Origin of the sequence: Micromonospora sp. DT229 (assembly GCF_049844505.1) — a bacterium.
Taxonomy (GTDB): Bacteria; Actinomycetota; Actinomycetes; order Mycobacteriales; family Micromonosporaceae; genus Micromonospora.
The window spans coordinates 22,764-41,557 of sequence record NZ_JBNCLD010000027.1 but is presented as its reverse complement, the minus strand read 5'-3'; the positions used below and the strand labels follow the sequence as shown (position 1 = coordinate 41,557).

The following is an 18,794-nucleotide window of genomic DNA, read 5'->3' as shown; positions in this document are numbered from 1 at the left end:
GTGCACACCGCACAGACCGTCGTCTATCAAAAACCTTCCGGGCGGGTCGCTATTGCGCACCGGCGACGCGACGAAGGCGCCGGACTGGGCCGCCGGCACGCCACACCATCGTTTCCCCGCCTGACGAGCGATGTCCGAGACGCTGGGATGCCGCTCTCCGCCCCGTCTGCAAACTGATTCCCCGATCAAGAAACGCCATCTCGCGCCCGCCAGCCTATAGACGATCATTGAACACCGCAAGGCCAACGGGATCCGGCACTCCCCCGCTCAGAGCCCCTGTACAGGGCGGCGCCCGACCCTCCCGATCACCGCTTGTCCGCGTCCTGAACCACGTCGACACCAACCGCCATCCAGGATTGGCGGCATCTGCTGGATAGTGGGCGAGGTCCCGCGCGTCTGTGGTGGTGAATGAGGCGTACCGGACGGAGCACAGGTTGGACGACGAGGCGAGAGCCAGGTTCGGCGAGTTCCGCAGGACCGGACCGACGCCCTGATCAGGGCGGCCTACCTGCTCACCGGGGACCAGCATGCCGCCGAGGATCTGGTGCAGTCGGCGTTGGCCAAGACGTACGCCAAATGGCCGACGATCCGGCACGAGACCCCGAGGGGTACGTGCGCGCGGTGATGTACCGCGAACGGGTCAGCTGGTGGCGACGCCGTGGACGGCTACGGGAGACGCTGGTCGGCTCACCGGTCGAGCGCGGACAACCACGACAGCGGTCATGCCGACCTGCGGTTGACCATGCGGGCAGCCCTGCTACGCCTTCCCGTGGCGCAGCGCGCGGCCAGCTCGGCCGTCTGGGAGTTACGCGGGCGGGGTCCAGGTGCAGCAGACGCCCCGGATCGCCGAGACGACGGGCCGCGGCAACGGCCCGCTCGACGGCCGTACGGGTGTCCGGGCCGAGACCGACTCGCGCGGTCATCTCGTCGGCGGCGGTGAGCAGACGGTCGACCTCGGCGGGGGTGCTCATCACGGTCGGAATCTGCACTCGTGCGCGAGTGAGGTAGCACCTCGTGGGGGCATATCGCACTTCTACCAGGAGCGTGCGGACAAGATGAACAAGACCGATACGGTCTCGCGGATGCCATGAAGTTCCGCGAAACGCCGCTATAGCTATATTCGGCGCAAGGGCAGACTGATCCGCCCTTGCAGGGCACCGGGAGTGGAGCGCGGCGGTGGCATGATGCCCGTCATGGACTGGGGACCTGCCAGATGGCGACGACTCAGAAGCCTCACCCTGGTTCCGCTGTCCATAGCGATCATGCTCTATGCAGTCGGGCTACTGCTGAAGGCGTTTGCCAGCGGCGATGATGACGAGGTGGCACGCCTGGCCGGGTACGCCAACATAGTCGCGCTCGTACTGGCTCCGCCGGCTCTACTCGTAGCAATCTGGTCATCGAGCAGAACTCGCACCTCACGGGCCGAGGTTCTCGACCTGTTGGCCGGCGCGGTGACCAAGCAATGGTCGGCAGAGGCCAGGCGCCTGGATCTCGACGATCGGCTGGAGGTCACCTGGAAGCCCCTGACGGCCCACGACACCACACGTACGTCCGGCCGTCGGAAGTCCGACCAGATCCGACCTCCACGCAGAACCCTTGCCGAGGCCTTCTGGCTGCTGCCCCATCGACGCCTCGTGCTGCTCGGATCCGCCGGCGCCGGCAAGACCGTCGTCGCGGTCAGGTTGGTCCTCGAACTCGCCAGGGAGCCGCGGGACGGTCCGGTGCCGGTTCTCATGGGCCTTGCGGGATGGGATCCCAGCGCCGAGGAACTGGACTCCTGGCTGGCTCGCCGACTGGCCGAGAACTATCCCTTCCTCAGCAGCACCAGCGCCCGCGACCTGTTGGAGCGCGGGCAGGTCATGCCGATCCTCGACGGGCTCGACGAGATAACCCCACAACTGCGGGCGTACGCCCTGGAGAAGATCAGCGCTACCGCGGTGAACGACCGCCCACTGGTGCTGACCTGCCGCAAGCAGGAGTACGACACCCTGGTCGCAGCGGAGGCGCTCCTGGTCGCCGACGCGTCCGTGTGGTGCCTCGAACCTGTCGGTCAGGCCGAACTGGAGCGTTATCTCAATCGCAGACGTCCCCGTGGGGATCGGCACTGGCGGGCCGTTCTCGACCACATTCGGGCGAAGCCGAACGGTTCGCTGGCCGCCGCGTTGTCCACCCCGTTGATGGCGAACATGGCACACGCTGTCTACTCGCCGGCCGGCGCCGACCCCGCCGAACTGCTGGGCTTCCCCGACCGGGACGGCGTCGAGCGGCACCTGCTCGACGCGTTCCTGCTGCGCGTGTACGGCCCGGGTAGCGACCGCGCCCGTCAGTACCTGGCCACCCTGGCCGACCTGATGGGAGACGGCCGCGAGTTCGTGTGGTGGAAACTCCACTCGGCGGTGTCTGTGCTTCAACCAGGGTGCCTGTTGGCCATTTCAGGAGGACTGTTCGGGGGCTGGATCGGCTCGATGGTGACGCTCCCGCCTGATGCGGGGTGGCGCAGGATCATCGTGGTGGCTGCGTTCTCCCTTCTCGGCATGGCTTACGTATCGACCAGCCTGGTTGTGGAGCGTGACGGAGTGGGTCGTCGCCGCGTAACAGCGCCACAACCGCGTCGGCTGGCATGGACGTTCGCCAAGCGCGGGCCGGGGGACGGCCCGTTCCTGCATCAGCCGGAGGTTCTTGACAGGTTGTGGCTTGGTCTCGGTTACGGCACCTTGGCTGCTGTCGGGGTCTTCTTCGCCTACGGCTCCTGGGACGCCGGGATCATCCTCGTCGCATACTTCGGTCTGGCCGGAGCCGGTGCGGTCAGCGCCGTGCTGTTGGCGGCTCTGTACCGCTGGCTCAGCGCTCCGGCGCCCGTCGAACGGACGGCCAGCCCGATTTCGGTCCTACGGCAGGATCGGTTCGCAGCGCTGCTGGCGTTGCCGCCGCACCTGGTGGTGGGCGGGGTAGCGGGAATGTACCTCGGGGTCGATCTGAGTCAGAGACCAATGGAACAGGCGGTGAACGTCGTCGCCGTCGTGATCGGTATTGCGGTCGGGGCCGTGGCATGGCTCGGCTACACCCTGACTTTTACCGCGTGGGGCTGGTTCTGGCTGACCCACACGCGGCTGGCATTGATCGGGGCGCTGCCCTGGCGGCTGATGCGCTTCCTTGCCGACGCTCATCGACGGAAAGTGCTGCGCCAGACCGGGCCGGTGTACGAGTTCCGGCACAGCAGGCTCCAGGACTTTCTGCGTACGCGCAATGATTGAGGATTGCCGGGTGGATGGCTGGCGATCGGCTGTCGAGGGCGGCGGTACCGTCATGCCGTGATCGACCATGGATTTGTGTGCCGGGGCTGCGGACAGCGCCATGACGGGCTCGCCTTCTCCTACGGTGCGTCGGCACCGGCGTACTGGCGTGACGAGTTCGACGGCGACGAGCGCAGCGTTCTGGAGGACGAGACATGCGTCATCGACGCGCGGCACTACTTCGTCCGGGCGCGGCTGGTCATTCCCGTCCTCGACGCCGACCAGGACTTCGACTGGGGTGTCTGGGTGTCGCTGAGCAGGGACAACTTCAGTCGCACCATGGACTTGTGGACGACGCCAGGCCGAGAGCAGGAGCCGGCGTACTTCGGCTGGTTGTCCACCGAACTTCCGGTCTACCCGGTGCAGACGCTGAATCTCAAGACTGAGGTGCACACCGAGCCGGTCGGCACCCGGCCGCACGTGGTGCTCGAACCCACTGATCATCCACTGGCCGTGGAACAGCGCACCGGCATCACGGTGGCCCGGGTGCAGGAGATGGCCGAACTGCTCCTGCACCCCTAGGTATGCCGACGTCCGTTCTTACTCCGTCGACGCGCGGGGTCAGGCATGGATCGGATGGTGTGCGGCGCCCCTGCGTCAGTAATGAGCGATGATCTGGGCGACAGGGTGACCGAGAAGTGCGGCGACGTCGGCGAGTTCCTCGGCGTCGAGTTCGTACTGGGCACGCGTCGGATTCATGGCGCTCACCTCGAATCGGGCGAACCCGACCGGCCAGTCGTAGCGTAGCGAGTCCAGGCAGACGTGCACGCCGCAGCAGGGCACCGAGACCTCCGTGCCGGCGAGACTTTCACCGTTCTCCTCGATCAGGTCGTGGAACCATTCCACGTCGAGGTCGCCATCGCAGTTCGAGCAGGAGATCCGGGTGGTGTTCCCACCGGCGTTGATCAGGGTGACCTGGTCGTAGAACTCGTACTCGACTTGCTCGACGTCGTCCTCGGGGCCGGAGAAGAGCCGAACTACGTACGCTGTGGCTGCCGCGGCGCACTCGGGCGTGGGCTGCCACTGCCGGTCGGTCGGGATCAAGCGGATGTACCCGTCGCTCACGGTCCCCAACATGCCCGACCGCGTCGCGCTTGATCAAGCATTGCTCCGGCGGTCCTCCGGGCTGCTGAGCCGACGCGGCATGCGTCGAAGGCGAAGCGTTGCGTACAGTTCCTGGTCGGACTTGGGGTGGGCCGGGTAGTTCCGGCGCAGGAACGGATGAGACAGCGACAGCATGACGGCAGACATCACTACCGAAAACGGGCACAGCGGCATTGACCGCAGTCAGCTGGAGACCTGTCTCAGCGTCTTTGAGGCGTTGGAGGAGCTGCCTCCGGATCATCCCGACGTGGTGCGGGTGCAACGAGCCACCGCGAAGCTCTACAAAATGATCAAGCAACGGCGCCGCACGGAACGGCGGGACGCCATCCTCGCGGCCGACCAGGCGGTGACGGCCGCCACTGCCACCGGCGCTCCGGGGCGGATCGACGACGAGACGCAGGGCATCCCGCTAGCCTCCCCCACCCCCGGCGCCACGGCCGGTGTCCTGCACAACCCGCGTGGCTGCTACATCTGCAAGCAGCGCTACCGCGAGGTGGACGCCTTCTATCACCAACTCTGCCCGCCCTGCGCCGCGCTCAACCGGGAGCGCCGCAACGCGCGCACCGACCTGACCGGCCGGCGTGCGCTGCTCACCGGCGGCCGAGCGAAGATCGGCATGTACATCGCGCTGCGGCTGCTCCGCGACGGCGCGCACACCACGGTGACCACCCGGTTTCCGCACGACGCGGTCCGCCGATTCGCCGCGATGCCCGACAGCGCGGATTGGCTGCACCGCCTCCGGGTCGTCGGGATCGACCTGCGCGACCCGGCCCAGGTGATCGCCCTCGCCGACTCGGTCAGTGACCAGGGACCGCTCGACATTCTGATCAACAACGCGGCGCAGACCGTCCGCCGCTCCCCCGAGGCGTACGCGCACCTCGTCGCCGCAGAGGCCGCCGCCCTGCCGGACGGCCCACTGCCGGAGATGATCACTTTCGCCAAACCGGCCGGTCACAGCGGAGCGGCCGGCAGTCTGACCGCTGGTCCGCAGGCGGCGATCACCCCGCAGGCGCTGACCGCGCTCGCGCTGACCAGCGGCTCCGCGTCCCTGGAACGGATCGCGGCAGCCACCGCCATCGACGCCGGCGGCCTGGTGCCGGACCTCGCTCCGGTCAACAGTTGGGTGCAGCGGGTGCACGAGGTGGACCCGGTCGAGTTGCTCGAAGTGCAGCTGTGCAACGTGACCGCGCCATTCGTGCTGGTCAGCCGGCTGCGACCGGCGATGGCCGCAGCGACCGCCCGCCGCAAGTACGTGGTGAACGTGTCGGCGATGGAGGGCCAGTTCGCCCGCGGCTACAAGGGGCCGGGACACCCGCACACCAACATGGCCAAGGCTGCGTTGAACATGCTGACCCGCACCAGTGCCCAGGAGATGCTGACCGACGGCATCCTCATGACCAGCGTCGATACCGGATGGATCACCGACGAACGGCCCCACCCGACGAAGATGCGGCTCGCGGACGCCGGCTTCCACGCCCCGCTGGACCTGGTCGACGGCGCGGCCCGGGTCTACGACCCGATCGTTCGAGGCGAACAGGGCGAAGACCTGTACGGCTGCTTCCTCAAGGACTACGCACCCAGCCCCTGGTGATCAGCTCACCCACCCGCCGCGTCGTCCAAGCCGCCTGGCCGCCACGCCGACAGCACAGCACACAACGCTTGAGCACCGGTGAATCCTGTGATCGGGCTTAGAAAGTGGTCGAGCCCGGAATTATTACTTGTTACATTTTTACATCAGTAGCCGTTGATGGATGGTCCGAAGCCATCGGCTAGCATATGCCCGTGATGGTCGCCCCTTTTCCCATTTCGGACGCGTGTCGCCGTCATGTTCCCAGTTGAGCTGCCCACCGTCTGGGCCGGCCGGGAGAAGGAACTGGCGGCACTGCGCACGGCCGTCGAGGCCAACCGTCAGGGCCGGGGGTCGGTGCTCTGGGTGGAGGGTGAGGCCGGCATCGGCAAGTCCACCCTGGTGGCCACCGGCCTCACCAGCGGCGGACTTCGGCCCAGCGAGCTGTTGTGGGGCACCGCAGACCAGTTGTCCCACCGCTTTCCGCTGCGGGTGATGCTGGACTGCCTCCAGGTGCGACCGCGCTCGCCGGACCCCCGCCGGGCGCGGATCGCCGAGTTCCTGCAGGACCATCGACCAGGGCTGTTCGCCGCGGACGACGTCGTCTACACCGCCACAGAGATGCTCGTGTCACTGGTCGACGAGCTCTCCACCGACACGCCCACCGTGCTGGTCCTCGACGATCTGCAATGGGCGGACGAGGCGTCGCTGATGCTGTGGCACCGGCTGGCCCTCGCCGCCGAGGAACTTCCGCTCCTGCTGGTCAGCGCTACCCGTCCGGTGCCGGCCCGTCAGGACGTGCAGACGTTGCGGGCGGCGACGCTACGCCGGGGCGGCACCCTGCTTCCGGTCGGCGCGCTCGACGCGGACGACGTCCGTACGCTGGTCACCGGAATGCTCGGGGCGCCGCCGAAACCCGCGCTCAACCGCCTGCTCGGGCGGGCCATGGGTAATCCGCTGTACCTGCGTGAACTGCTCGACGCACTGGCTCGGGAGCAGCCGGTCGGCGCCGCGCTGGCCGACGGCGAACTCTCCGACGACGCGTTCAAACGGGTTCCGGCCTCCTTCACGGCCGCGCTGAGCGACCGGCTCAGTGTGGTGTCGGTGTCGACCGCCCAGATGCTGCGCACCGCGTCCCTGCTCGGCGGTGAGTTCGCGGTCACCGACCTTGCCGCGCTGCTGCGCCGTACGGCCAGCGACCTGGCAGAGGGCCTGCAGGACGCGGTCGCCGCCGGCATCGTCGTCGGCGTCGGCGACCAGCTCGCCTTCCGGCATCCGTTGATCCGTCAGGCCCTCTACGACAGTGTGCCGGCCGCGCTGCGGGCGGCGCTGCACTGCGAGGCGGCGAAGGCCCTGGTGTCCGCAGGCGCCGAACCGCTGCGGGTGGCCCAACAACTACTGGCGGCCGGTCGGCCGGGAGACGGGTGGACACGTACCTGGCTGGTCGAGGCGGCGCCGGCACTGGCCGCGAGGGCCCCGGACATCGCGATGGAACTCCTGCAGCGGGAACTGGAGGCGAGCCAACTCGACCGGACCGACCGGGTCGCCCTGACTGTCGAACTCGCCCGGGTACTGCTCGGCGTCGGACGCCATCCGGAGGCCGCCGACCGGGCCCGGCAGGCGCTCGCCCTGGCGACCCAGCCGGAACACCAGGTCGAGATGTCCTCGATACTGGCCCGCACGCTGTTCCACCAGGGCCGCAACACAGAGGCCGTGGACGTCGTCCGAAGCGCGCTCGGCCGCCCGGACGTGCCGGCGGTCTGGCGGGCCCGCCTGCTGGCCTCACTGTCGATGTTCGAGCGGGCCAGCACCGGCGAGTTGGACACCGCCGACGGCACCGCACGTCAGGCGCTGCGGGTGGGAGAGGAGGCCGGGGACGCGTTCGCCATCGCCTACGCGTTGACCGACCTGTGGCTGACGCACTCGATCCGGCGTGACCACGACGCCGCCCTCGGCTACGTCGACCGGGCGCTGATGGTGCTGGGCGACGCACCGGAGCACACCGACCTGCGCACCTTCGCCTTCGACGGCCGGATCTTCAGCCTGCAGAACCTCGACCGGTGGCCGGACGCGGAGGCGACGCTGCGCCGCGCCCGCGACCTCAGCCAGCGGGCCGCCGGATCCGGTCAGGGCGTCTCGCCGCTCACCGCAGCCGTGTTGCTGTACTGGCTCGGTCGGTGGGACGACGCCCTGGCCGAACTCGACACCATCGACCGCGACAGCACCGGCATCACCTACTCCGGGCTCCGTGAGCGAGGACCGGCGTTGCTCTGGCACGGTGTCGCCGCGTTCATCGCCGGGCGTCGTGGCGACAACGGCACTGCGGCCGAGCACCTCCGGGCGGGTCTCGCGCTGCCCGTCCGGACCGTCGCCGATCGGGAAAACCGTGACTTCCTGCTCGCTGCCCGCGCGCTCGCCGCCGAGCAGGAGGGGGAACCGGCGCGGGCGCTGTCGCTGCTGTCGGCACTCCTGGAACGCGCACCCGGCGAAATGACCCTGCTCCACCAGTGGATGCCCGAGCTGGTGCGACTCGGGATGGCGGTGGGCGACCGGCCGGCGGCGCGGGCGGCGTTGCAGGCCTGCCAGGCGGAGGCTGCGGCGGAGTCCCCGTCGGGTCGGGCCGCTGCGGCGGTGCGCCGGTGTCAGGGCCTGCTCGACGCGGATCCGGCGCCGCTGCGCGACGCGGTCGCGTACTACCGGTCGGTCGGTTCACCGGTGGAGTTGACCGGGACGCTGGAGGACCTGGCCGCGGTGCTCGCCGAGGGCGGCCAGCAGGCGGAGGCGAGGACGCTGCTGGGTGAGGCGGTCGATCGGTACGACGCCCTCGGTGCGCTCTGGGACATCCGTCGGGCCGAGGGACGACTACGGCGCGCCGGCGTCCGTCGGGGTGTCCGTGGCCCCCGGCCGGCCCGCGCCCAGCGCGGCTGGGAGGCACTCACCCCGACCGAGACCCGGGTGGCCGCCCTGGTCGCCGAAGGAAGGTCCACGCCAGACATCGCCCGAAAGCTGTATCTCTCCCGGCGTACCGTGCAGACCCACATCTCGCATGTGCTGGGCAAGCTCGGCGTACGGAGTCGGGTGGAGATCGCCCGTGAGGCGTTGCACCGCAGGCCGCCTCCGGTCCTGGAGCCGGACGCCCCCACCCCACCGGCCGGTCGGGGGCCACGGCGCACGGCTCCGCCGGGGACATCCGTCATCTGACGTGGAGTTGGCGCGCCGGACCGTGCGGTCCGGCCGGTCTCCTAAGGCCAGGGCACTCTGCCGGCAGGTACCGGTCAGGTCGCCGACGCCGGCTCCACGACTGGCCCGAGTGGCTGGAGGTGACCGGCAGCGGGCGTGATCGCGGTCGGGATCCGGCTATCGCCGGGGCCTGTAGCGGCTCACGTCAACTAGCCGATGTCCGTGGCGGTCCGCTGAGCCAGGCTGGGTCTACGCGAGAGCGACCGACGCCAGGACGGAGGATTCCGAGGATGGGGTATTCAATCCACCAGACGATCCGGAGCCGGGTGGCCGAACGACCCACACCGGAGGTCGGGCCGCTGTCCGGGTACGCCGGTCCGTCGCTCGTGGTGCGCTGTTTCGGCGGGTTCCAGTTGACGATCCCCGGACGGCAGTTGGACTGGACGAGGGTGCGGCCAAAGGCCCGGGCTCTGCTGCGCTTTCTGGCCGCCCACAGCGGGAGGCCGGTGCACCGCGAGATCATCCTGTCCGCGCTCTGGCCGGAGCTACCGGTCCGGTCCGGCATCCGCAGTCTGCACGTCGGCGTCTCCACGCTTCGGGCGTTCCTCGAACCCGGCGTGCGGCGCGGTGAGTCCACGTTCGTCCGGCGTGACGGCGAGTCCTACTGGCTGGCGCTGCCACACGCAGCGCTCTGCGACGTGCGCTCCTTCGAGGAGGGGGTCGCGGCCTGGCGCCGGACCGTCGGTACGGGGCAGCGGTCCGCCGAGGCGGCTGCCCTGCGGGAGGCCCTCGCCCAGTACGCGGGCGACCTGCTGCCGGAGGATGGTCCGGCCGAGTGGGTGGTGGCCGAACGCGACCGTTACCGCACGTCGGCGGCGGAGTCGGCGGCGAGGCTCGCCGCGCTCGAACTGGAGGCGGGGCACCTCGCGACGGCGGTCGCGGCGGCACGGCGCGGACTGGAGATCGACGGATTCCGTGACGACGCCTGGCGGGTACTGGCCGAGGCGCACCAGCGTGCCGGCGATGCGGCGGCGGCCGCGCGGACCCGCAGCGCGTACGGCCGGGTGTTGCGGACCCTCGGGGTGTCCGGACCGGCCTGGGCCGCGTGAGAGCGGCCCGCGTCGTCAGGAGGGTCGGCGGAAGATCTCCACCTCGGCGATCGCCGTACGACGGTCGGCGGCAGCGCCGTAGCTCTGGCGGACGGTCAACCGGATCCGCACCACGTCAGGGAAGACCTGGCGGAAGGTCTGCGGACCGGCCTGGTCGGCAAGCCGCAACGTGGTGGTTTCCGACCCGCCCTGACCGGTGAAGACGGTCAGTTCCAGCTCCGCCGGTCGGGCCTGTCGCAGGAACACGTCGCGCTGGGCCGACACACCGGAATGGACGATCAGGTCGAGCAGCCGGAACGGAGTGCCGAAGGTCAGTTCCACGTACTCGCCGCTCCCCGGGCCGTTTCCCGCCGGTGCCCAGTAGCTGTTGCTGAGTCCGTCCACGACCAACTCCGCGGGGTGGCTCCGCGCCTGGCTCGACGCGTGCACCGACACCGGACTCACCGGCTCCGGATCGGCGAGCCGGTCACGTACGGCGTCGCTGGACCGGGCGCCGAGCCGGACCACGCCGTAGCCGAGACCGGCGAGCAGGGCGGCGGCGAGCAGCAGGGTGCCGATCCGGTGGACCACACCCCAGCCGCCCGAGCGGGGCCGGACCAGCCACCGCGCCCTACGGATCAGGGCCCGGTAGAGCCGACGCCACCAGGAGACCGGGGCCGCCGGTCCGGGCCGGACGGTGTCGAGGGCCGCGCCGCACCGCCGGCAGAACCTCCGGTCCCGTGCATTGCCGGTCGCGCAGGCCGGGCAGACGACATCGCCGAAACCCTCGTCCGGCTCGGGCGGACGTTGTCGCACCACGGGTCGGCGGGTCTGCGGCCGGGCAGGCTGGACCGCCTCTACGGCCGAGCCTGCCAGACGGTCCGGCGCGGTCCCGGTCTCCGCCGTGCTTCCCGCTTCCGCCGTGGTTCCCGCTTCCGCCGTGATTCCCGCTTCTGCCGTCGGAGGCGGCGCATCCCCCGCCTGTTCCCATTCCAGGAATGATCCGCAGACCGCGCAGAACGCGCCGCCGGGTTCGGCCGGGGCGCACCGGTCACAGCGTTCCATCGTCGTCACCCCCAGCCACCCGGCCGTCCTCGATGATCACCCGGACGTCGCACGGTACGTGCGCGGGTCGGTTGGCCTCCACCAGAGCCCGCAGCCGGGCCAGCGGAACCAGGTCGGGGTCGGACACCCGCACGGTCACCGTCAGGGCGGACACCGCCGTACCCGGCAACGGACCGCCCGGGGTCGACGACCAGACAGTACCGCCGTTCTCGGTCACCTCCGGTCGCACCCCGAAGACCGTCCGTACCTGCTCGGCCAGGCCCCGAGCCGTGCCGCGTACCCGGTGCAGCGCCACCGCGCTGTCGACCGCCTCGCGACGCTGCGGCAGCGTCCACCCCGGCGCCGTCTCGGCCGCCACCCAGCCGGCGAGCCAGTCGACGAAGTCGGCCGGGGCCAGCTGGGGATCCAGGTAGGCGGCGAGGTTGTCCAGCGTCGAGTGCACCGGGGCCAGCACCTCGTCGAAGGCGGCGAGCAGCCGTCCGGCCAGCTCGTCGGTGCCGTAGATCGTCGGCAGCCGGCTGCCGAACGGATGTGGTGTGCCGAGGCCCGGCACCGCGCCACGCATCGCCACGCTCCTCTCTCCGGCCGGGGCCGGTCTCAGTGTTCCTCCACCCGGACCTGGTGCTCGTAGGAGAAGACCAACGCATGCCGGTCGAGTGCCACCCGGGACGTCGCCGTACCACGCCGGCCGGTGACCGGGTCGGCGGTGAAGAGCAGCACCTCCTCCACCAACGCGACGCCGGGCAGATGCTGGAGCACTCCGAAGAGTTCGCCGGACTGCACCGGCCGGCCGAACGGCCAGCCCGACCCGTCCGGCCCGCCACGCAGCGGGTTGAGGTAGCCGTAGAGCGCGTCGAGCGCGGCGGTCCGGAGCCGCTCGGCGGCCGTCCCGGGCCGGGCGGTCAACCGGGCCGCCACGGTGACGCCCTGATAGAACGGTGGCTCCACGGCAAGGCGTACCCCGATGGGTCGGCGGGCGTCCAGATGCTCGGCGACGGTCGCCAGCATGTCGTCGGGCGGGATCAACTGCTCGAAGCGCAGTCGCTCACCCGCGTCCGCGACCGCCTCGGGCACGACGAGGACGCGTACCCCGCCGGCTTCGGCGCCGTCCCCGGCGGCCAGGCAGCGGATCCGGGCCGCGGCCGGCAGCGCCTGTCCGGCGATCAGCTCGTAGTCGCGCGCGGTGACCGCCCGGTCCTGGGCCCGCAGCTGCACCGGACCCCGCTGTCGGGCGCTCTGTACCGACTCGCCGTCCACCCCGCCGGCGGCGCCCTCCCGGTTCTCCACCCGGCTCACGTACGGCACCGAGCTGCGCAGCATCGAGATCGCGCCTCGGGCCACGTTCCCGCGTCGCCCGCCGCCGGTGCGGTACCGGCGGACCCGCAACCGGGCGCCGTTGCGCGGAACCGCGCCGTACCGGCGGAGCGTTCCGTCGGGTTCGCGGACGGCCGGGCCGAACGCCACCTCGCCGGTGGTCCGGTCCACCGTCACGCACCGCTCGTCCGGACCGGTGCCGCCGAACGCGTCCACCTCGACCCACTCCTGCCAGCCGGCGCCGTCGGAGACCTCGACCACGAACGGCTCGTCGTCCGGGATCACCGGCGGACGGAGCACCCGGAAGCGTTGCCCCGGCACCCCCTCGGACTCGCCGAGGGACTCGCCGACCACGGTCTCGGCGTGCACCGCGGCGACCGTGCCGCCGATGGTGAAAGCCGACGCGGCCCGGATCGTCGGCGACGCCGAGTAGAACGGCTGGCCGGGCTCGGCTGCCACCAGCCGGCACCGCAGCCAGCCGGCCCGCTGGCCGCCGACGGTGGAGGTGGTGTGTCCGGCCGGCACGTGCAGTACCACGTCGCCGGGCCGGTTGAGTCCGCCGGTGGAGTCGCTGTCCACGTCGCACTCCACCCAGCCGGCACCGTCCCACGCCTCCCAGCGCAGCGGCGGCTGCCGGGGGTCGACACCGATGCCCTGGACGCGGCTCTCCAGGCGCAGTACCACCGCGCAGGACGGGACCGCCGAATCCAGACCGAGCAGCAGGGCGTCGCCGACCGCGGGCGGGCTGGCGAAGCAGGAGACGTCCCGGCCGTCCCACACCTGGTCGGTACGGTCGGCCGCCGGCCCGTCCGCGGGGTGGACGCGCAGGTGGACCAGCTCGCACGGCACGATCGCCAGGTCGGCGGCGGTGGCGAAGACGATGGCCTCCTCCGTCTCGGTACGGACCGTGCTGGCCTCGGTGCCGGCCCGCAGCAGCACCGCCTCGGCCTGCGGGGCGGCGAGCCAGAACGTCAGGTCGGCCCGGGCGGCGGTCGGCGGGAAGAGCCGGACGCCGATCAGATCGAGGAAGGCGAGGTAGTTCTTCTCCGGCACCCGGTTCAACCGGTACAGCAGCTCGTCGGTCATCTGGGCGAACGCCTCGATCAGCGTGACGCCCGGGTCGGAGACGTTGTGGTCCGTCCACTCCGGACAGCGCTGCTGGATGAATCGCTTGGCGTCGTCGACCAGGTGTTGGAAGCGGCGGTCGTCGAGGTTCGGCGCGGGCAGGGCCATCAGTTCCTCGCCTCCGTCTCGGGCCCGTCGTGCGACGGGATCACGTAGAACGGGAAAACCAGGTTGCGTGGATCGTTGGTGCCCCGGACCAGGTACCGGATGTCGATGTAGAGGGTGCCTACCTGCACCTCGTCGAAGCCCACGAGCACGTCGGTGACCTCGATCCGGGGCTCCCAGCGGTCCAGCGCGGCCCGCACCTCGAAGGCGATCTGCCCGGCGGTGTTCTCGTCCGCCGGAGCGAAGACGTAGTCGTGTACCCCGCAGCCGAACTCGGGACGCATCGGCCGCTCGCCGGGGGCGGTGCCGAGGATCAGCCGGATCGCCTCGATGATCTCCCGCTCCCGGTTGACCAGGGCGATGCCGCCGCCGGCGTCCAACCGGAGCGGGAACGCCCAACCGGCGCCGATGAACTGCTCCGCCACCTCGCTCAGCCTCCGATGAGAACGCTGCCGGCGCCGGTCAGGATCGTCGCCGAGCAGGTGGTCCGGTCGCCCATCCGGGCGGCGGGGAAGCCGCCGATCAGCACCTGTCCGCGTACCGACGGCGGGCCGGGCAGCACGACGTTGCCCGGGCCGAGGGCCAGGTGTGGCGGCGGGGTCGGACACGTGCAGAGCGTGCCGACCACCGCGGCCGGCAGGCCGCCGATCAGCACGCTGGAGACGCCGAGCGTGGGTCCGACGGTCGGCACCGGCGCGCCGGCGCCGGGCGGTCCGACGGTACCGGTGGGCACCCCGTGGCCGACCCTGTCCCCGATCCGGGCTGCTGGTGGCATCGCGTCTCTCCTTGCTCTTGGGGCTGTGATCTCAGTTGATCCGTACGACCCGGCCGCTGACGGCGACGCTGGCCCCGGTGAGTTTCAGTTCGCCGGCTCCGGCGTCCACCGACACGCCCCGGCCCTTGACCGAGACCGGTCCGCCCGACTCGACCGACACACCCCGGGTCCCCGCGACGGTGACCTCGGTCTTGGCCTCGATCGCCACGCTGCCGTCGGACCGGACCACCACCGACGTACCGGCCCGGTCCAGGTGCAGCAGCAGGTTGTCGGTGCCGCTGTTGGTGCGCAACCGCACCCCCTGCGGGGTGTTGACGGTGGGCCCGTCGAGCAGCTCCACCCAGTTGCCGGTGCTCCGGCGGCCGGCGGCCCGGCCCTGGCGGGAGGCGAACGAGAGCCGGTTCACCGCCCCGCTCGTCGGATCGACCAGCGGTACGTCGTGCGGCGACGGCTGGTCGAGGCCGTTGTAGAGCCCACCGACCACGTACGGTCGGTCGAGCAGTCCCTGCTCGAATCCGACCAGCACCTCGTCGCCGACCTCGGGGCAGCAGACCCCGCCGCCGCCGAACCCGCCGAGTTGCACCGTGCGAACCCAGTCAGTCTCGTACTTGTCGTCCAGCCATGGGAACCGCAGCTTGACCCAGCCCCGGTCCCGGCGTTCCGGATGGTTGCGGTCCATCGCGGCGTTGACGTCGGTGACCACGCCGATGGCCAGTCCCGGCATCCGGGCCGACCGGGCCGGGGACAGGTCGCCGCCGGACAGCCCGGACAGCGACCGGTCCCGGCCGCCGCTGACCGTCAGCCAGGTCTGGTAGAACCGCGCCGGACCGAACACGTGCCGGCTGGTGGTCACGGTGTACTTGCCGGCGAACGGCTGCCCCACCCCGGTCAGCGCGAACGGCACGCCGGCCCGCAGCCGCGGGTTGCCCCGGACGGTCACCTCGAGTTCGGCGAGGCCGGCCGCCACCCGGGCGGCCAGGGCGCGGGACACCGTACCGACCTCGGCCATGGTTTCGTACGGGACGTCGGCGACCAGCATCTCCGCCGTACCGAACCGGGCCGCCACCTCCCCGGCGGTCACCGGGATGGCCAGCTCGTCGCTGTCGCGTACCGGGCTGCGCCCGATCACCGGCTCGCGGGTCCGGCGATCCCAGCCCCGCACCTCCACATCGGTGAACTGGCCGACCGAGGTGACGGTGGCGCGCATGTTGAGCACGTTCCCGTCCACCTCGGCAACGAAGTCACTGCGCTCGGCGGTCGTCTGCGGGCCCGGGGCGGAGGCGGCGCGGACGGGTCGACGGAACTCGAACTCGCCGTCGACCACCGCCACCTCGGCATCGTTGTCGGCCGCCAGCATGGTGAGGAACTCCCAGTCGCTGACGTTCGGTTGCGACACCACCTCGTAGACGACGGTGGTGGGATCTATCCGGCCGATCGGCAGACCGGCGGACCGGGCGAGGTCTCTGGCTAGGTCGGAAGCCTTCTGGTTGCGGTAGCTGGCGACCCGTCGACCGCGCATGAGCCGGTGCGACAAATCCATGGCCCGGACGGTGGTGTAGGTGCCGGTGCCGTCGAACTCCGTCTCGACGGTCACCACCTCTCCGGTGAACAGCGCCGTCTCGCCGGTACCGTCCCCGGCACGCACCGCCACGGTCAGCTTGCGGCCGATCTCGATCCCGGTCTTCTCCAGCAGCAGGGATCCCGGGTCCCGGTAGCGCAGGGTCGCCACCGCCGGTACGCCGCCGCCGTCGTCGACGGAGCCGTACACCAACTCGTCCGTCCACGGATCGGGAAGCTCGTCCACCGGCAGGCCGACCTTGAGCAGATTGGTGAGGTTCCCCTCGGACACGCGATCTACCTACCTTCGCCAGTGGGGGCGACCGTCCCGACCGGGGGGCCGAGGTCGCGGGACGGCACGGGCGGGAACTCGTCGGCGGCGGGCAGCAGCAGCTCGGTGCCGGGGCGGAGCCGGGTCGGATCGTCGAGGTCGTTCGCCTCCGCGATGACCCGCCACACCGTCGGGTCGCCGTACTCCCGGTGGGCGAGCAGCGGCAGCGAGTCGCCGTCGACCACCCGGTGCATTCGTCGGGCGGAGCGACCGCCGGAGGTGGGGTTCTGACCGGGCTTGCTGCCGCTGATCTCGGTCAGGGTCAGGTCGCAGGTCGCCCGCAGCGGGGTACCGGAGCTGTTGAACAGGGTGTACGTCGCGGTGACCTGGCTGACGTACGAATAGAACGAGACGGTCTGGAACTGGCCCCAGGTGAACTTCACCCACGGTGGCGAAGGCGCCTTGGCCGCGATGCTGGCCATGGTCGGCGTGCAGCAGGACAGCAGGGTCTCGACCCGTTGCTGCACGGTGCGGCCGTGCGTGTCGGTCACGTCGAGGAACACCGTCAGGGAGAGGGTGCGCGGTTCCGAGCCGCTGAACTCCGCAATCCCGACCTGCTCCGCGCCGCGGACCACGTGCGGGATCCAGGCCGCCGACTTGGTCAGGGTCAACTGGTTCGGGTTGAACATGAAGACGATCTGGCCGCCGAGCCGGCCGCCGGGCCGGTTGCCGCCGCCCTGTGGCGGCTGGTAACGCTGGAGGAACGCGGAGACCTTGCCGGTCGGTCTCGTCATGACGCCACCGCCGTGCCGGTCCGGCGCCTTGGGCGTGGCACCTAGCCCACCTCCAGGAAACCGTTGTACGCGAGTTCGATGCTCTCCGTCGCCGCCTCGGAGCGACTGGGCCCGAAGGACGGGCCGGTCCAGCGCACGAGTACGACGTCGGCCAGGCCCCACTGCACCAGCAGTGCCCGGTCGGGCCGCAGTGCCGCGATCTGGGCGGTGCCCCGGGTGACTCCCTGAGGCAGGGTGGAGAGCAGGCGGGCCACCTTGGCCGTGTCCGGAATCAGCGGCCGGGTGAGGGTGACGTTGGTGTAGCGCACCCGGGACGGCAGTTGCCAGACGAAGCCGTTGTTGCCGCCTTCCTGGTGCTGCTCCACCTCGACCTCGCAGCCGAGCCCGTCGCACGAGTTCCAGTCGCCGAGGTCGATTCCGTCGATGCGGAGTCGGAAGTGGACGCTGGTGCCCGGATCGGTACCGGTCATCGGGCACCGTCCAGCCATCGACCGGTCCGCTCCCGGCCCATCCGGAGTTCGGCCCGCAGCAGCCGGGAGATCGGTTCGACGAGGCGGTGGGCGAGTTCGTCCAGGGCCCGGCGGTCCAGATGGTGGAACCGTTCGGCGCTGTCCCGCTCGTCACGTCCCGGGCCCGAGGAGCCGCGCGGGCGACCGCTCGTGGGGTCCGAACCCGCCGTCGTACCGGTGCTTCCGGTGGTCCTCACCCGGCCGGCGGTCGGTGGGGCGGCCGTAGCCGACCGCTTCTGGACGACCGGTCCGGACCGGGTCGGCGTCGGCGTCGGCGTGCTGCCGGCGGTGGAGGCGCGTGGGGCCCGCTGCACCGGCAGCGCGGCGTCGGCTGTCCGGAAGGAGGCGGCACTCCGAGGACCTGTGCCGACTCCGGACCCGACGGCACCGGCCGCCGCCGGCCGGGCCCCGGCAGCCAGGGCCGGACCGGGCGGCGGAGGCACCGGCACGGGCACGGCGGACGCCGGTCGCGTCGGACCGGCGACGTGCCGGCGGAGTGGTCGCGCGGGCGTCGGCCGAGGGAGCAGGGCCGGGGTGGTCCGGGTCTGGACGCCGGAGGAAACTGCTGCGGGACCCATCATGGCGGGTGTCTCCCTGCTGGTTGGCGGAGTCCGGCCGGTCGTCGTGGCGGTGCCGGCCGACGGGTCCGACCCGCTGCCGGGGGGTCGGCTCCAGCGGATCGGCACCGCCGGTCCGGCCGGACCGGCGGGCGTCGTCGTCGCGGAACCCGCGCGGTGTCCCGGCGGGATCGCGGTGGTCCGGCGCAGGATCGGCAGCCCGGGCCGTCCGCCGAGCAACGGAACCAGGTCCGGTTGCCCGCCGGCCGATCCGCTCCCGGCCCCGCCCCGGGGCGGGGCCGTTCGACCTGCCCGCGTCGCGGTCGGCCCGGCGTCCGCCGTCGGCGGGACGGTGACCGACGCCGGTGAGGTGCTGTGCGGAGGCGGCAGGGCAAGGTCCGGACGCGGCGGGGCGGTGACCGACGCCGGTGAGGTGCTGTGCGGAGGCGGCAGGGCAAGGTCCGGACGCGGCGGGGCGGTGACCGACGCC

16 protein-coding genes and 1 pseudogene are annotated in these 18,794 nt (G+C 71.2%); 7 read left to right on the top strand and 10 right to left on the bottom strand.

What is annotated here, in order from left to right; translation table 11 throughout:
• Positions 1 to 490: 490 nt before the first annotated feature.
• From ACLQ2T_RS27585 to ACLQ2T_RS27575, 3 genes are all read left to right on the top strand, one after another.
• Entirely contained in the window at positions 491 to 625 is a 135-nt protein-coding gene (locus tag ACLQ2T_RS27585; RefSeq protein ID WP_425769284.1) for a sigma factor, read from the top strand.
• Between the two features lie 568 nt (positions 626 to 1,193).
• A complete protein-coding gene (locus tag ACLQ2T_RS27580) occupies positions 1,194 to 3,254 on the top strand; it encodes an NACHT domain-containing protein (RefSeq protein WP_425769275.1) in 2,061 nt (686 codons plus the stop codon).
• 57 nt (positions 3,255 to 3,311) lie between these two features.
• Positions 3,312 to 3,815: a DUF2199 domain-containing protein gene (locus ACLQ2T_RS27575; protein WP_425769274.1), complete on the top strand. Its 504-nt coding sequence runs from the start codon at positions 3,312 to 3,314 to the stop codon at positions 3,813 to 3,815.
• Between the two features lie 75 nt (positions 3,816 to 3,890).
• Here ACLQ2T_RS27575 and ACLQ2T_RS27570 read toward each other — a convergent pair whose 3' ends face one another.
• Positions 3,891 to 4,358, bottom strand: coding sequence for a hypothetical protein (locus tag ACLQ2T_RS27570; protein WP_425769273.1), 468 nt, complete (start codon positions 4,356 to 4,358; stop codon positions 3,891 to 3,893).
• A 172-nt stretch (positions 4,359 to 4,530) separates the two neighbouring features.
• Between ACLQ2T_RS27570 and ACLQ2T_RS27565 the strand changes: the two genes are divergently transcribed.
• From ACLQ2T_RS27565 to ACLQ2T_RS27555, 3 genes are all read left to right on the top strand, one after another.
• Complete coding sequence (locus tag ACLQ2T_RS27565) at positions 4,531 to 5,988, top strand: SDR family NAD(P)-dependent oxidoreductase (protein WP_425769272.1); 1,458 nt, start codon at positions 4,531 to 4,533, stop codon at positions 5,986 to 5,988.
• A gap of 234 nt (positions 5,989 to 6,222) precedes the next feature.
• The gene (locus ACLQ2T_RS27560) at positions 6,223 to 9,165 is read left to right on the top strand and encodes a helix-turn-helix transcriptional regulator (protein WP_425769271.1); all 2,943 of its coding nucleotides are present in this window, start codon (positions 6,223 to 6,225) and stop codon (positions 9,163 to 9,165) included.
• 269 nt (positions 9,166 to 9,434) lie between these two features.
• Entirely contained in the window at positions 9,435 to 10,253 is an 819-nt protein-coding gene (locus ACLQ2T_RS27555; protein ID WP_425769270.1) for an AfsR/SARP family transcriptional regulator, read from the top strand.
• Between the two features lie 15 nt (positions 10,254 to 10,268).
• On the opposite strand, the gene ACLQ2T_RS27550 is transcribed toward ACLQ2T_RS27555, so the two are convergent.
• The 9 genes from ACLQ2T_RS27550 to ACLQ2T_RS27510 all read right to left on the bottom strand — a co-directional run bounded on the left by ACLQ2T_RS27550 (position 10,269) and on the right by ACLQ2T_RS27510 (position 17,944).
• Entirely contained in the window at positions 10,269 to 11,051 is a 783-nt protein-coding gene (locus ACLQ2T_RS27550) for an NADase-type glycan-binding domain-containing protein (RefSeq protein WP_425769269.1), read from the bottom strand.
• A 232-nt stretch (positions 11,052 to 11,283) separates the two neighbouring features.
• Positions 11,284 to 11,862, bottom strand: coding sequence for a phage tail protein (locus tag ACLQ2T_RS27545; protein WP_425769268.1), 579 nt, complete (start codon positions 11,860 to 11,862; stop codon positions 11,284 to 11,286).
• Between the two features lie 32 nt (positions 11,863 to 11,894).
• Positions 11,895 to 13,844, bottom strand: a complete 1,950-nt coding sequence (locus tag ACLQ2T_RS27540; RefSeq protein WP_425769267.1) for a putative baseplate assembly protein — start codon at positions 13,842 to 13,844, stop codon at positions 11,895 to 11,897.
• Positions 13,844 to 14,266, bottom strand: a complete 423-nt coding sequence (locus ACLQ2T_RS27535) for a GPW/gp25 family protein (RefSeq protein ID WP_425769266.1) — start codon at positions 14,264 to 14,266, stop codon at positions 13,844 to 13,846. Before ACLQ2T_RS27535 ends, ACLQ2T_RS27540 begins: the two co-directional genes overlap by 1 nt.
• Before the next feature lie 5 nt (positions 14,267 to 14,271).
• The gene (locus ACLQ2T_RS27530) at positions 14,272 to 14,616 is read right to left on the bottom strand and encodes a PAAR domain-containing protein (RefSeq protein WP_425769265.1); all 345 of its coding nucleotides are present in this window, start codon (positions 14,614 to 14,616) and stop codon (positions 14,272 to 14,274) included.
• 31 nt (positions 14,617 to 14,647) lie between these two features.
• A complete protein-coding gene (locus ACLQ2T_RS27525; RefSeq protein ID WP_425769264.1) occupies positions 14,648 to 16,465 on the bottom strand; it encodes a VgrG-related protein in 1,818 nt (605 codons plus the stop codon).
• Positions 16,466 to 16,470: 5 nt separating this feature from the next.
• Complete coding sequence (locus ACLQ2T_RS27520; RefSeq protein WP_425769263.1) at positions 16,471 to 17,238, bottom strand: peptidase M23; 768 nt, start codon at positions 17,236 to 17,238, stop codon at positions 16,471 to 16,473.
• A 41-nt stretch (positions 17,239 to 17,279) separates the two neighbouring features.
• Positions 17,280 to 17,708 (bottom strand): phage tail protein, encoded by a 429-nt coding sequence (locus ACLQ2T_RS27515; RefSeq protein ID WP_425769262.1) that lies wholly within the window; start codon positions 17,706 to 17,708, stop codon positions 17,280 to 17,282.
• Complete coding sequence (locus ACLQ2T_RS27510) at positions 17,705 to 17,944, bottom strand: hypothetical protein (protein ID WP_425769261.1); 240 nt, start codon at positions 17,942 to 17,944, stop codon at positions 17,705 to 17,707. The genes ACLQ2T_RS27515 and ACLQ2T_RS27510 overlap by 4 nt, the downstream gene beginning before the upstream one ends.
• 382 nt (positions 17,945 to 18,326) lie before the next feature.
• On the opposite strand from ACLQ2T_RS27510, the pseudogene ACLQ2T_RS27505 reads away from it, so the two are divergent.
• A pseudogene (locus tag ACLQ2T_RS27505) lies at positions 18,327 to 18,794 on the top strand (hypothetical protein); the annotation flags it as partial.